General features: G+C 47.8%; 12 protein-coding genes. 5 read left to right on the top strand and 7 right to left on the bottom strand.

The genetic code is table 11. The features are described 5' to 3' along the window. Positions 1-108 precede the first annotated feature (108 nt). Together ppk1 and MHM93_RS03800 are read left to right on the top strand one after the other, a co-directional pair. Positions 109-2184 (top strand): polyphosphate kinase 1, encoded by a 2076-nt coding sequence (ppk1, locus tag MHM93_RS03805; RefSeq protein WP_239448115.1) that lies wholly within the window; start codon positions 109-111, stop codon positions 2182-2184. Beyond that, on the top strand, positions 2171-3661 hold the full coding sequence (locus MHM93_RS03800; RefSeq protein WP_239448114.1) for an exopolyphosphatase: 1491 nt from the start codon (positions 2171-2173) through the stop codon (positions 3659-3661). The genes ppk1 and MHM93_RS03800 overlap by 14 nt, the downstream gene beginning before the upstream one ends. Here MHM93_RS03800 and MHM93_RS03795 read toward each other — a convergent pair. From MHM93_RS03795 to MHM93_RS03765, 7 genes are all read right to left on the bottom strand, one after another. Further along, positions 3647-4102, bottom strand: coding sequence for a hypothetical protein (locus MHM93_RS03795; RefSeq protein WP_026111172.1), 456 nt, complete (start codon positions 4100-4102; stop codon positions 3647-3649). The genes MHM93_RS03800 and MHM93_RS03795 overlap by 15 nt on opposite strands. Positions 4103-4211: 109 nt before the next feature. Then, positions 4212-4934 carry a glutaredoxin gene (locus MHM93_RS03790; RefSeq protein WP_239448113.1) on the bottom strand — a complete coding sequence of 241 codons (723 nt, stop codon included), beginning with the start codon at positions 4932-4934 and terminating at the stop codon, positions 4212-4214. Beyond that, positions 4931-8050, bottom strand: a complete 3120-nt coding sequence (locus MHM93_RS03785) for an efflux RND transporter permease subunit (RefSeq protein ID WP_239448112.1) — start codon at positions 8048-8050, stop codon at positions 4931-4933. The genes MHM93_RS03790 and MHM93_RS03785 overlap by 4 nt, the downstream gene beginning before the upstream one ends. Next, positions 8047-9504, bottom strand: coding sequence for an efflux RND transporter periplasmic adaptor subunit (locus MHM93_RS03780; RefSeq protein WP_239448111.1), 1458 nt, complete (start codon positions 9502-9504; stop codon positions 8047-8049). Before MHM93_RS03780 ends, MHM93_RS03785 begins: the two co-directional genes overlap by 4 nt. Positions 9505-9569: 65 nt before the next feature. Continuing rightward, a complete protein-coding gene (locus tag MHM93_RS03775; protein ID WP_022945399.1) occupies positions 9570-9920 on the bottom strand; it encodes a hypothetical protein in 351 nt (116 codons plus the stop codon). 23 nt (positions 9921-9943) lie between these two features. Then, a complete protein-coding gene (locus MHM93_RS03770; RefSeq protein WP_239448110.1) occupies positions 9944-10570 on the bottom strand; it encodes a paraquat-inducible protein A in 627 nt (208 codons plus the stop codon). A gap of 44 nt (positions 10571-10614) precedes the next feature. Next, on the bottom strand, positions 10615-11877 hold the full coding sequence (locus MHM93_RS03765; RefSeq protein ID WP_239448109.1) for an HDOD domain-containing protein: 1263 nt from the start codon (positions 11875-11877) through the stop codon (positions 10615-10617). A gap of 183 nt (positions 11878-12060) precedes the next feature. On the opposite strand from MHM93_RS03765, the gene MHM93_RS03760 reads away from it, so the two are divergent. The 3 genes from MHM93_RS03760 (at position 12061) to MHM93_RS03750 (ending at position 14269) form a co-directional block, all read left to right on the top strand. After that, a complete protein-coding gene (locus MHM93_RS03760) occupies positions 12061-12759 on the top strand; it encodes a transporter substrate-binding domain-containing protein (RefSeq protein WP_239448108.1) in 699 nt (232 codons plus the stop codon). 63 nt (positions 12760-12822) lie between these two features. Next, complete coding sequence (locus tag MHM93_RS03755) at positions 12823-13389, top strand: alkylphosphonate utilization protein (protein ID WP_239448107.1); 567 nt, start codon at positions 12823-12825, stop codon at positions 13387-13389. Positions 13390-13480: 91 nt separating this feature from the next. Next, complete coding sequence (locus MHM93_RS03750; protein WP_239448106.1) at positions 13481-14269, top strand: META domain-containing protein; 789 nt, start codon at positions 13481-13483, stop codon at positions 14267-14269. Positions 14270-14291 lie beyond the last annotated feature (22 nt).

Genomic DNA, 14291 nt, shown 5'->3' with positions numbered 1-14291 from the left:
CAATTTGTATCTACTAAGAAGATGACAGCGCTGTTATGTCATCTTCTGGTCATACTGCGGTAATAAATTAATACACTCACGCAGACTCTCTTCTACACTGAGTGTATTATGAAACCGGAACATATTGTTATGCAGGCGAGCTACTACCCCAAAGAGCTCAGTTGGCTTTCTTTTAACGAGCGCGTACTGCAAGAGGCAAAAGATAAAAACAACCCTATCATTGAACGCATTCGCTTTCTGGGCATATTTTCCAACAATCTTGATGAATTTTTTCAAGTGCGCGTTGCTGACGTAAAACGCCGAATCCTGCTGAACAAACTTCCTGATGCAAACTTCGATGAAGATGAAGCCCTGATGCAGCAAATTCAGGACAAAGTACTTAAGCTAGGGCAAGACTTTAACGTTATCTATGATGATATCTTAGTGGCCCTCAACGAGCACAATATTCATGTTGATCGACCCGAGCAACTCAGTGAGTTTCACCAGCAATGGCTGTTAGCATATTTTAAATCTGAAGTATTAGAGCACCTGTCGCCCATTCTGCTTGATCAAAACAAAAACTATTCCGAGCATATCAACGACACCATGACCTATTTATTTGTCGAAATGCGTCATGAAAAAAGCCATTATGCACTGTTGGAAGTACCGACCAACCGACTACCACGTTTTGTGCAATTACCTGCGGAAAAAACCCGCCGCCACAAAACTATCGTCCTGCTTGATGACATCATTCTCTATTATCTTGAACAGGTATTTGCCAGCTTTTTTAGCTTTGACGCCATTCGTGGTTTCGCCATTAAGCTCACTCGTGATGCTGAATATAACCTCGACGATGAAATCGAAGAAGGCCTGTTGGATAAAATGTCAAAAGGTCTAAAACAGCGGCTGCGCTCAGAGCCTGTGCGTTTAGTGTACGACAGTGCCTTGCCCGGGGAGATGCTTAAAGCACTGAGGCGACGCTTGGGGATCACTCGCTATGATGCCCTGATCCCAGGCGGCCGCTATCGCAACTTTCGCGACTTTTTAGCCTTTCCCAATGTCGGCCGGCGCTACCTTGAGAACCGCCCACTGGCAACCATTCGCTCACACACTTTTGATCATTTCACAAGCGTATTTGATGCCATTAGCCATCAAGACATTCTGCTGTATTACCCCTACCATACCTTCAATCACTTTTTGAACTATGTGCGCCAAGCATCTTTCGACCCCGACGTATTACATATAAAGGTCAATATTTATCGCGTTGCCAGTCAGTCTCGGTTAATTGGTGCGCTGGTGAATGCGGCAAAGAATGGCAAGAAAGTCACCGTTATGGTGGAGTTAAAAGCGCGCTTCGATGAACAAAATAATATCCAATGGGCAAAGAACTTGGACGAAGCAGGGATCAAGGTGATCTTTGGCATCCCTTCTCTCAAAGTGCACTCCAAACTGTGCGTGATTCATCGCAAAGAGCACGGGCAGATTGTGCAATATGCACATATTGGCACCGGCAACTTCCATGAAAAGACAGCAAAAATATACACTGACTTTAGCTTATTCACACGCGATCCTGAGATATGTGAAGAGTGCGATAACGTGTTTAAGTTTATCGAGCACAGCTACAAACACTTTAAGTTTAAGCATCTGATGGTCTCACCTGTGAATGCGCGTGAGCGTATCGATGAGTTGATTGATGAGCAAGTAACGCTAGGAAAGAAAGGTCACATTTTTATCAAGGTCAATAACTTAGTTGATAAAGAGTTAATTGATAAGCTGTATATCGCGGCCCAGGCAGGGGTTAAAATAAGGCTGATCATTCGTGGCATGTGCTCTTTGGTCCCCGGCATCAAGGGGTTCAGTGACAATATTAAAATCATTAGTATCGTAGATCGTTTCCTAGAGCATCCTCGGGTGATGGTCTTTGGCAGTGTTGAGCATACCCAGGTATTTATTTCATCCGCTGACTTGATGACACGTAACCTTGATCACCGGGTAGAAGTGGGCGTCCCTGTTTATGATCGCAACTTACAGCAGGTAATCATCGATATACTCGAGCTACAGTGGCGCGATCGCAGTAAAGCCCGTGTGATTGACGCCGAGCAAAGAAATCATTACGTTCGTCGAGGGAACAAGAAAAAAATCCGCTCGCAAATTGCCATTCATGATTACTTAAAGAAATGGGAAAGCAATCGTGCACACCAATGATGTCACTACTTTCGCTGCTGTCGATTTAGGCTCCAACAGCTTTCACTTGTTGCTAGCAAGAGAGGTTGATGGTCGTTTAGAGGTGTTACACAAAGAAAAGCAGCGCGTATATCTTGCCGCAGGCCTTGATAACAACGACTGCCTGAGTGATGAGGCCATAGAAAGAGCGGTCAGCGTTTTACGGCAATTTGCTCGCACTCTCATCGATTTTCCTGCCGCCAACGTTAAGGTGGTTGCGACCTATACCTTACGCCGGGCGCGCAATATCAAAAGCTTCATGCGCCGTACTCGTTCGGTGTTTCCATTTCATATCGATGTTATTTCTGGTCAAGAAGAAGCGCGCCTCATTTATCAAGGCGTTGCCCAACATGTACACCACGAGGGGCTGCGTTTGGTGATTGATATCGGTGGTGGTAGTACCGAGCTGGCCATCGGAGAGCATCACCAACACCTGCGTTTGAGTAGCAGGAACATGGGCTGCGTGAGCTATTCGCAACAGTTTTTTGCTGACGGACGTATCTCAAAAAAGCGCTTTAAACGCGCTATTGTTAAAGCTGAGCAAGAGTTAGAGTCTATCGCGAATAGCTTCACCCAATTAAATTGGCAACATGTACTGGCCACCTCAGGCACAGCGAAAATGCTCAGCGCCCTGTGCCATCAAGGTGACTTAACCCAGCCACTCACCCAATCAGCATTGGCAACCTTGATTGAAGCGAGCTGCAACTCAGGCCATATAGAGCGATTGGAATTTGCCGAGCTCAGCGAAGAGCGGCGACCCACTTTCTGTGGTGGCCTAGCGATTCTTTACGCCGTGATGACGTTTTTTGACATTGATGCACTCACCTACTGTGACTTTTCACTGCGCGAGGGCATTCTTTACGAGCTCACAGAGCTGCACGCGCACAAAGATATACGTGTTGCCACGATAGCCAATATTTCCACTCGATATGTGGTTGACAGTGAACATGCGGCCAATGTCAGTGCCACCTTGCAATGGCTCTTTCCTCATATTGAGCAGCCTTGGCAGTTAACCCATGAGGATGATCTCCCCGTGCTTTTATGGGCAGCTCAGCTGCATGAGGTCGGCTTAAGCATAAACTCATCTGGATTACATAAACACAGTGCCTACATTATTGCTAATAGCCAACTTCCGGGGTTTACCCAAGAGCAACAGCAGTTACTTGCATGTCTTATTCGCTTTTACAGAAAAAAAATTAAGCTCAAAGCGTTGCCTGAGTTTATTGCGCTTCCTTCACTAACGTTGAAGCGCATGATTGCCCTATTTCGCCTTGCTGTATTAATGAATCAAAAGCGCCAAGCCAAGCAAAAGCCTGACTATAAAATCAGCGCAGAAAGTCATGCGCTCACGTTGCAACTTGGCAAGCAGTGGCTGTCTGATAACACCTTGCTCGCTGCCGACCTTGAGGCCGAGCAGCAACAATGGAAAAAGCTAGGGCTAGATTTAAACGTCTTTTAGGCGATTAGCGCTTTGCATCATTTGTTGTAGCGCATTTTGTTCAGTGAGCAGTATTTGCGAAAGCACGTCTTTACAATCTTCAATCTCTGCACGCTCGGTCAGGTACTGATACAGATCGATAACCTGTTGATGTTTTTTGGCTAGGTAGTTTTGTACTTGCTGCTCATCATGGGCCATATCGGCACTTAATGATTCGAAGTCAATCAGCTCTGGATTTTCGGCAAAGTACTCATAGCACCAGGTATTTAACGCGTTAGAGCTGGTTAATATTTTAAAACTAGCAACGTCAGCAGCAAGCTTCCCCTCATACCCACTTAGATAATCTAACAGCATGGCACAGCGCTTATCGCTGCTTAAGCCGAGCTGTTCAAAATTGGCAGCAAGTCGGTTGTGAAATTCCACTGTCCAATCCAGTACATGATTAATCTTTTTAACTTGCATATAGCCTCCTTTAAATAGTGTTTTATACACAGCAAGTTTCATGCACAAAAAAAGCCCGCTGTCACACGGGCTTCTTAATACAATGGGTACCCACTGTTAGGTAATTATTTCACCCTAGGGTGTAAAAGATCCAAAGACCCATTACCAACATGATGGCGTTCTCAGAAAAGCTGACGGCCCCTAGAGGGACTGATTGATTACCACCAACACACGCACAGTTGAGGTCACGCTTATCGATATATACGGCTTTAAATACCGATATGCCGCCAATGAGACCGGCAAAAGTCGCGATCACAGCCGTCGCCCATGGCCATAAGCCACTGAGCATCCCCAATCCGGCGGCAAGCTCTAAAAACGGATAAATGTACCCATAAGCAGAGAGCTTCATGGTCAGTAGGTCATACTGTTTAAAGCCATTAACAAAACTGCCTATATCCATCAATTTTAACAGCGCCAATAAACACAGTGATGCGCCCATAAAGCTCATCACTAAGGTGGTTAATTGCCATCCCATATGCCCAGCGCTTAGCGCAAGGGCGATAGCAAAAGCGGTGCTAAATACTGCAATAACGGGCGTATAGCTTTGCTCATCGTCTTGTTCATCGCTCTGTACACCAAAGTGCTGCTGTAAATCATCGAAGCCGCCAATACGCTCACCATCCAAGATGATTTGCGGTGTAGTGCCAACATCGAAACGAGATTTAATTGCTTGCTCCTCTTCCTTATCGGCAAAAACATGATCTTCATAGTCAACATTCTGGCTATCAAGGAGCGCAATGGCCTTTTCACCAAATGGACAACTCGGTTTGCGATAAATATGATTATTACTCATCTCGACTCCGTGTTTGTGTGTTTTACCCGCCATAAAAAATACACAGCCGGGATAACGATCAGTGTCAGCAACAATGCACTTGCCATGCCACCGACCATGGGCGCGGCAATGCGGCTCATTACCTCACTGCCGGTACCGCTGCCATAGAGTACGGGTAACAGCCCAATAATAATGGTCGCAACCGTCATCATTACAGGGCGCACTCGCAATCCAGCACCGGTTTTAATCGCTTGGCGTAACTGAGCCGGTGTTAATAGCCCATGCTGGAGCTTGGCCTCATCATAAGCTTGATTTAAATACACCAGCATAATCACGCCAATTTCTACGGCGACACCAGCAAGAGCGATAAAGCCCACCCCCACAGCCACCGACAGGTTGAATTGCATTAGGTAAAGCAACCACACCCCACCGATAAGCGCCAATGGCACCGTGCCCATGATAATGGCGACCTCAGCAAAACGACGAAAGTTTAAAAACAACAAAATAGCGATAATAGCGAGGGTCAAGGGCACCACATAACTGAGCTTGGCTTTCGCCCGCTCCATATATTCATACTGACCCGCAAAACGCAGTGAGTAGCCAGGAGGTAACTCCAAAGACTGCTGCAGATAGGCTTTAGCTTCACTGACATAGCTGCCCATATCGACGTTATTGATATCGACAAATGTCCAGCCATTAATGCGCGAGTTTTCGCTTTTGATCCCCGCAGGCCCTGAAGTGACGCGAATGTCGGCAACATCATCGAGCTGTAATTGCACCCCAGTAGGAGTAATAATGGGCAGCCTCCCTAAACTTTGTGGCGAATCACGATAGCTTTGCGGAAAACGCAGGTTAATGGGGTAACGCTGTTGCCCTTCGATGGTTTGCGTTAGGGTTTGCCCCCCTACCGCAGTGGCAATCATGCTTTGCACTTGCGCCATAGACAGCCCATAGCGGCCAAGCAGCGCGCGGTCAAAACGAATATCTAAATAGCGTCCTCCTGCCACCCGCTCAGAGTACACCGAGGCGGTGCCGGGAAAGTCTTTCAATAAACGCTCAATATCCTGACCTATTTCTTGAATTTTATTTAAATCTGGCCCCGCCACTTTGATCCCCACCGGGGTTTTAATACCGGTGGCGAGCATATCGATCCGAGTTTTTATCGGCATCACCCAAGCATTGGTTAACCCAGGAAATTTAACGAGGGCGTCTAACTCTTCCTTAAGCTTATCGATGGTCATGCCCTCACGCCACTGGCTCTTTGGCTTAAACTGAATAAAGGTTTCAATCATGGTCAATGGTGCAGGATCTGTGGCGGTATCAGCGCGGCCTATTTTACCGAATACCGATGCCACCTCGGGCACGGTGCTGATCAATTTATCGGTTTGTTGCAGTAGTTCACGCGCTTTACCGATTGATAACCCTGGATAAGTGGTGGGCATGTACATTAGGTCACCTTCATCCAAAGGCGGCATAAATTCGCTCCCCAGCTTACTCAGTGGGTAGGAGGTTGCCCCACCCACTGCCAGCACTAATAACAAAGCAATTTTAGGGAAACGCAAAACGCCACTGAGCAGTGGCCGATAAAGCGCAACCAATAGCCGGTTTAATGGGTTTTTATTCTCACTGACTACTTTGCCACGAATAAAGTAGCCCATAAGCACAGGGACCACGGTAATAGCAAGACCAGCAGCGGCAGCCATTGCATAGGTTTTGGTGAACGCCAACGGCGCAAACAAGCGCCCCTCTTGGGCTTCAAGAATAAACACCGGCAAAAAGCTCACTGTGATAATTAGCAAGCTAAAAAATAGCGCCGGCCCCACTTCGGCCGCCGACTGCGCAACAATACGCCAGCGGTTATCCTTGTTCAGCGGCTCTCGCTCCATGTGTTTGTGCATGTTTTCTATCATAACAATGGCGCCATCGGTCATTGCTCCAATGGCGATAGCAATTCCGCCCAAGGACATGATATTGGCGTTAATCCCCTGCATATACATGACGATGAACGCCACTAAGATACCCAGAGGTAAGGTAATCACCGCCACCAGCGAAGAGCGCAGGTGAAAAAGAAAGGCCGCGCACACCAATGCCACAATGATAAGCTCTTCAAGCAACTTATCAGCTAAGTTATCAATAGCGTTGCCGATGAGATTTGAACGATCGTATACCGGGACAATTTCCACGCCTTCAGGGAGGCTGCCACGCAGTTCATCTAGGCGCGCCTTAACACCATCAATCGTACGCTGAGCATTCTCACCAAAGCGCATCACCACGATACCGCCTACAACCTCACCTTGACCGTTAAGTTCAGCTATACCCCGGCGCATTTGCGGCCCCAGCGTCACTCGCGCCACATCGCGCAGCAGCAGCGGCACACCATTGTTTTGAATCCCCAACGGCGTTTGCGCTAGTGCGTCAGTAGATTGAATATAACCGGTGGCAGTGACCATATACTCGGCTTCGGCTTGTTCTATCACAGAGGCGCCAATCGCCTGATTGTTATCTTTTACCGCCCGTGCCACCATCGCCACTGGAATGTCGTAGGCGCGCAATTTTTGCGGGTCGAGCTCAATTTGATACTGCTTAACCATGCCACCGACCGTGGCCACTTCGGACACCCCGTGCACCGCTTGCAGTTCGTACTTTAGCAACCAATCCTGAATACTGCGCAGCTCACTTAAATCATGGCTGCCAGTGGTGTCAGTGAGGGCGTAAATGTACACCCACCCGACCCCGGTGGCATCGGGGCCCAGGCGCGGCTGCGCGCTACTCGGTAAGTCTCCCTCTACTTGTGACAAATACTCTTGTACGCGTGAGCGGGCCCAGTACATATCGGTGTCATCATCAAAAATGATGTATACGTAAGAGTCGCCAAAGAACGAAAAACCGCGCACGGTTTTTGCCCCTGGCACTGACATCATGGCGCTGGTAAGTGGAAAGGTGACCTGATCTTGTACCACCTGAGGGGCTTGACCAGGGTAGCTGGTTTTGACAATCACCTGCACATCGGACAGATCTGGAATTGCATCGACCGGGGTGTTCTTTAAGGTATATAAGCCAGCCCCGGTGAGCATCAAGGTCATTAAAACCACTAAGGTACGGTTTTTTATCGACCAATGAATAATAGCCGCGATCATGATGCACCTTCCTGCTCGCTTAGGATCTCAATATCGGTGATCACAAATTGCCCTGCGCGTATCTCAAAACGAAAGCGGACTTGCATACCTTCACTGAGAAAATCAGTGGCCAGCCCAGCATCTAGTTTGAAATCCATGGTCGTCGCTTCGCGATTCCATTTTGCAATCGGACCTCGCGCGATACGCACGGTACGCTCAGCGTGATTAATGGCTTTCACTTCGCCGTACACCCTAGCATAGGCATAATCGCGTTTATCCAAGCGTGCCAGCTCAGCTTGTTTATTTGACTCAGAATCCAGTAAGAACTGACCCGAGGTCACTATTTCTTGGCCAGGCTCTAAGCCAGCGAGAATCTCAACCCATGAATCGGCCACGCGACCGGTGTGCACCGCGACCGATTTAAAGCGTCCATCGCCGAGAGCCAGCACCACACGCTGCCCTTGCGCGGTATTAATTACCGCTTGCTGGGGCACACTCAAGGTCGGGGCGTTATTACTGGCACCAATGACAACTTTGGCAAACATATTCGCCTTGAGCGCACCATTTGGATTTGCAAAGCGCAATCTCACTTGGGCTGTGCGCGTCGTCGTATCAAGGCTGGGGTAGACGTATTCAACGCTGCCACGCCAGCGCATTTGTGGTAAGTAATCCAGCGTCATAACCGCGTCTGCGCCTTCGTTTAAATACGGCAATTGACGCTCATGGACATCGACAATCACCCATACTTGGTCGGTTGCGGCGATATCCATTAATGAATTTTCGGGCTTAACGTAAAAACCTTCGCGCACATTAAGCTGCTCAATCACACCATCTTGTCGCGCATAATAGGTGATATTCTGCTGCACCTTGCGTGTTTCGGTGAGCTCTTCGATAAAGCTGGGGGCAATTTTAAACGCTTTCAGGCGAGCGACTGCGGCGCTGCGCAGCACCTCGTCTTGGCTATTAAGGGCAAGAATAAATTCCTTTTGAGCGTTGACTAAATCAGGGCTATACAAAGTATATAAAGGCTGGCCCTGACTGACTTTCGCGCCTGCAGATTTAACATAAAGCTGTTCAACCCAACCAGCCACTCGCGGGTGCACATGAACCATGGCTTCTTCATCGTAGCGAATATTGCCAAACGATGTAATCGAGTTAACCAGTTGCCGCTTTGACACCTGCGCACTGCGAACACCGAGGTTGTTCTCAACACTGGCGCTAATGGCAATGACGCCCGGCTCATCTTCAGGCTCGTCATACACCGGCACCAAATCCATCCCCATAGGAGATTTCCCCGGACCATCGCGGCGATAGCTGGAGTCCATTGGCGCGACCCAGTAGAGCGGCTGTTTCTCAGCGCTTTGTTGTTCTTCGGTTGATGATGCTGGTGCACCATCGTGACTTACTTGAGTCACACCCCAAGTAACTGCAGCCGCAATACCCATCGCGAGTGCATACTTCACTAATTGTTTCATTTTGCTTACCTAGAAATAGAGATATCAACAGTATGTTGCTGTGCGCCGGACGCACTGGTGCTAGGTCAAGCGATAATAGGGGGTCTAAATAGGCTGGTGGCGAGTCGCGTCGGAGCACGACTCGGTTGTAGATGTGACTTCGTCGCAACAACGGTACTTGCAACAACCATGCTGTTGGCTATGAAAGCTTGCGCATGACACAAACTATCTGGGCAGGTGCACTGCATATCCTGCTCGCAACAGTCATGTTGACTGGGCTGGCTATCGGCCATAACCGCGTGATGCGCCATCATCGAACTCATAGCATCATTTTGCTGTTGCATATGAGTACACTGGCTTTGCACCGACGCACTCACCGGCGTACTAGCTAAAACTAGCAGCAATAAGGTGATGATGTAATGCGTCACTTTCGCCATAGTGAATGAAAGCCTTGGTTAGGTTATTTGCTATGTGTTTGCAGCTCGCGCCGCATCTCTTGGTTAATCAGTATACTTGATATAATCGACATCAGGCAATACGCGAAAAACAACCAAAAACCAATGTGCAGTTGCGCGTTCATATCCACAAGCTGCCCAAAGTGGTCATCAGCATTGCCTCCCAGGTAGGTAATAATTAGCGCTAAAACAAAGACATCGGCCATACTCCACTTACTTAGCAGAGCACTTAGCCAATGTAGCTTTAAACGCCATTGCCGTGTGTTTATCACCATTGCTAATAATTGTAAGCAGGTTTTAAACAGCGGTATAAGCAGTGAAAATGCTCCCACTAATACTGCGACCAGCACGTTGTCATGGTGATAGAGTTCACTCACCGTCCCCCAAATACTGCGCGTTTTGCCGTAGGCGTCTATTTGCCCCTCGAGCTTATCTAGTCCCAGCATTTTTGACAGCATACTGAGCATACGCCGACTCTGCGAGTCGGATTCAGCTACCAAGGCATCCACTGCGGTATTGGCTAGTTGTGACTTTTCAATTTTTGCCTCGATAGTCAACGCCGGCTGAGTAACCGCCACCGCAAGAAGCGCCAAGGACCCAAGCAAAAACAATATGATAACAATGCGACCCACAAATGCGCTCCAAATTTATAACTCAAGGTCAGCATACTGTGTCGCTAGTCGCTAAGCAATTCCATGGTTTTATCGCAGTAAATTCGCGATTGTGACAGCGCTGCATACAATACCTGCGGTTCACTGGCTGGGCGAATGGTTTGCAAAATTTCCTCGGCGAGTGGCCACTGGCATTGTTCGCATGCGTACGCCAAGTTAAGAGCTTGGCCCAGCATTCCTTGGGCATTAAGCAAGGCACCGCTGAGCGCCCCATCAAGGGAGAATTCCTTGGCCAAGTTTTCCAGCGACACATCCAACACGGCATCAAGTACAGATAACAGCCCAAGAAGATAACCCTGCTCTACCATCGCCTTGCCTGCTGGCGACACTAATTCGGCAATAAGCTGGGCACGCATTAACCCGAGCTTAGTCAGCTCTGCGGGTTTTTGGGCGCCTAGTTCTCCCAGTGCGAGAACACGAATAAAGCGACGAATACTTTGCTCACCAAGGTAAGTCACTGCCTGTTGTAGGGAACTGATATTGGCGCGCGTACCACTGAGGCCATTAGCCATTCTTAATATCCGCGCAGTCAACGAAACATCGACACTAATGCGTTTGGCGATTTCTTTGAAATCAATTTCAGCGCTCATGGTTAATTGCAGTAATTCAATTATTACACGCTTGGCAGGGCTAATATTTTTAAATTCCAGCATCGCGGGTTTGGCAAAAAAATACCCTTGTAACAGATCGGCTCCGGCCCCCACTACTGCTTTTGCTTGCTCATGGGTCTCTATGCGCTCAACAATAATTTGTGCTTGTGGATACACCATGCGCAATTTTTTTATCAGCATCACTGTACTGATAAGTTTTGGCTCCATTTCAATTTTAATGTAATCCACCAGCTCTAACAGTGGCTGCCACTTGGGATCTTGATCATAGTCATCCAGTGCAAATCGGTATCCTTTTTTCTTCAAGGCACTGACGACATGAACAAGTTCAGAGACTCCTCGGCTGCGCTCAACAATCTCAATCACCGTGTTATCTTTAGGAAGTAGCTGGGGGATTTGCTCAAGTAATGCGTCTGTGGCCAAGTTTAAAAAAGCAGGTAAGCCGGCACTGACTTTTTCGAGCCCTTGCAACAAAATAAGGTCGAAAAACATGCGACCCGTGGCTTTTGAGTCTCCCATCCCTTGAGGGAAGCAATTTTGTGGCGAATCCCGATAGAGAAGTTCATAAGCAACTAGTTCGCCGGTGCTTGAGAATAGCGCTTGCCGGGCGACATATTGCGCCTCCAGCTGTGAAGGGGTCTGGGAGTCTGATTGTTGCATTTACCACCTGTCGCTAAACTCTTCGCTCTATTACTGATATAACGCTTAATCGGTGAGTTGTCACTGTAAACTTTCACTTTCTTCTTTTCACACCTGCGCAATAGTTAAATTACCACTATGCTAGTTAGTAAATAGCTTAATTTCTTAAAACGAATGCGGTTCTACGTAGTTTGCTTATCTGTCATGGCCTTGCTGATCTCTTCATTGGTCAGTGCCCAACCTTTAAAGTACAATGTCAATGCCAGTGGAAGTTGGTACCCCTATGCTACGCAAAGCGCAAAGCACCCAGGCATTGTTCGCGAATACATCGCGGCAGTGATGAGCGAAGCAGAGATTGCCAGCCAGCATGTCAGCTTGCCACCTAAACGCACCGTTCAGTCCATTCAAGCAAAGCAGCTGGATTTTGAAGTCATCAGTCCCAGTTGGCTTTCCCAAGCGCAGCGCCACGACGAAAAGTTTGTATTCTCTGCACCACTGTTTCCTGTCGATGAGTATCTAGTAGCCCTGACATCTAAAGTACATCAATACCAAACACGCGACAGCATTTTTCGCCAAACAGTGGGGACGGTAAGAGGGTATTACTATCATGATGATGATAGGTTCGAACGTATGGATTTTAATAGCGAACGAGAGTTGATCCTAGCTCTGCATCGAGGTCGCATTGATGTGGCGATCATCGGCGATTTACCGGCTAAATATTGGGCTCATCGTTTGGGTGTTGATATCGTTTTAGGGGCTCGCCACTCAAGCGGACAGATGCATATCCGCTTGCTGCGCGAACATCAGCCGCTATTACCTCGAGTGAATCAAGCAATTGAGGAGCTAAAAAGCCAAGGTTTCTATGAGAAGCTAAAGCAGCGATATATCGCGCTTTACCTGTAAAACATTACCTTTTGTAAGGTTATTTTGGTTATAATTGCCATTTCTCCCTACCAAAAGTTAACTATGAGTATTGAACAGACCCTCAAACAGCGTAGTAATAACACCTGCGAACTATGCGCCAGTCAAGATAACCTCAGCGTCTATGCGGTACCACCTGAAGGCGAAGCCCATTCAGATAAAGCTATTTTAGTCTGTGCCACCTGTGCAGCGCAGCTTAATGGTGATGAGCAACTCAGCGCAACCCATTGGCATTGTTTAAATGACAGTATGTGGAGCCCAATCCCAGCAGTACAAGTTGTAGCTTGGCGGTTGTTGAATCAATTAAGTACCGAGCACGGCTGGGCCATGGACATGCTTGATATGCTGTATTTGGATGAACCAACACAGCAATGGGCTCAGGCTGCCATTGCTGAAGAAGAAGATGTTATTCACCTCGACGCCAATGGCGTGCGCTTAAATGCAGGTGATACCGTGACACTTATTAAAGATCTAGATGTAAAAGGCTCAAGCTTGGTGGCGAAACGTGGCACCGCCGTGCGCAATATCAGCTTGACCTCTAACCCTGAACACATCGAAGGACGTGTAGACGGACAGCGCATAGTCATTTTCACGCAATATGTAAAAAAATAAAAACCCCTCAGTGTCATGGCGATGTACTACATTAAGTACCTATTAATGCATATTTTCTTACACTTTCGTTAGCATTTAAGGAGTTTATGTAATGAGTATGAATGTCACTTTACCCGCCGTGGCTCTGACCACACTTCTACTTGGCGCTTGTAGCAGCTCAGTTGAGCCGCAACAGCAAAATATAGCTCCTGCGGTGCAGAGCAAAACCATGCAGGTTCAGGTTATGTACCGCGACCGCAGTTTGCTTCCGCCTGGGGCTGAGCTAAAGATTACCTTGGCCGATGTTTCCTTGATGGACGCACCCGCAAAAGAACTGGCAAGTAAAACCCTGCCCTTGGAGGGAGCGCCCCCGTATAACGTTGAGCTCACCTTTGACTCGTCTGAAGTAATAGCCAATATGCGTTACAGTGTGAGTGCCAAAGTCACGCGTAATGGCGAGCTACTCTACATTACCACTGAGCACAACGATCCCTTTGGCACCGTGCAGTCACAAAGCCCAATCAAAGTCATGATGGAAAAAGTTGCGAAGCCCGATGTGTCTCTGACTAATACCTATTGGAAGGCCATCACCTTGAAAGGTAACAAGGTACAAGTAACTGAACGTGAGCCGCATATGCAGTTTCACGATGATGGTAAAGTAAGTGGTTACTTAGGCTGCAACAACTTTACTGGCCAATATGTTAAGGGACAACATTTCGGTTTGCGTTTTAAAGCAGTCGCTAGCACCAAGAAAATGTGTACGGACTCGATGGCGCAAGAAAGTGCAATGAGTGAAGCGTTAATGAACACGTTCAGCTACGACATCATGGGTGAAAAACTGGTTTTGCGTGACGAGCAAGGGAGCAACTTAGCCACCTTTCAAGCTGTCTATTTCAACTAAAGAAGCTACTGGGTTAACGCTT

Source organism: Pseudoalteromonas sp. MM17-2 (assembly GCF_022347945.1).
GTDB classification, from domain to species: domain Bacteria; phylum Pseudomonadota; class Gammaproteobacteria; order Enterobacterales; family Alteromonadaceae; genus Pseudoalteromonas; species Pseudoalteromonas ruthenica.
The sequence above is the reverse complement of the archived record's forward strand: the minus strand, read 5'-3'. Positions and strand labels throughout refer to the sequence as shown.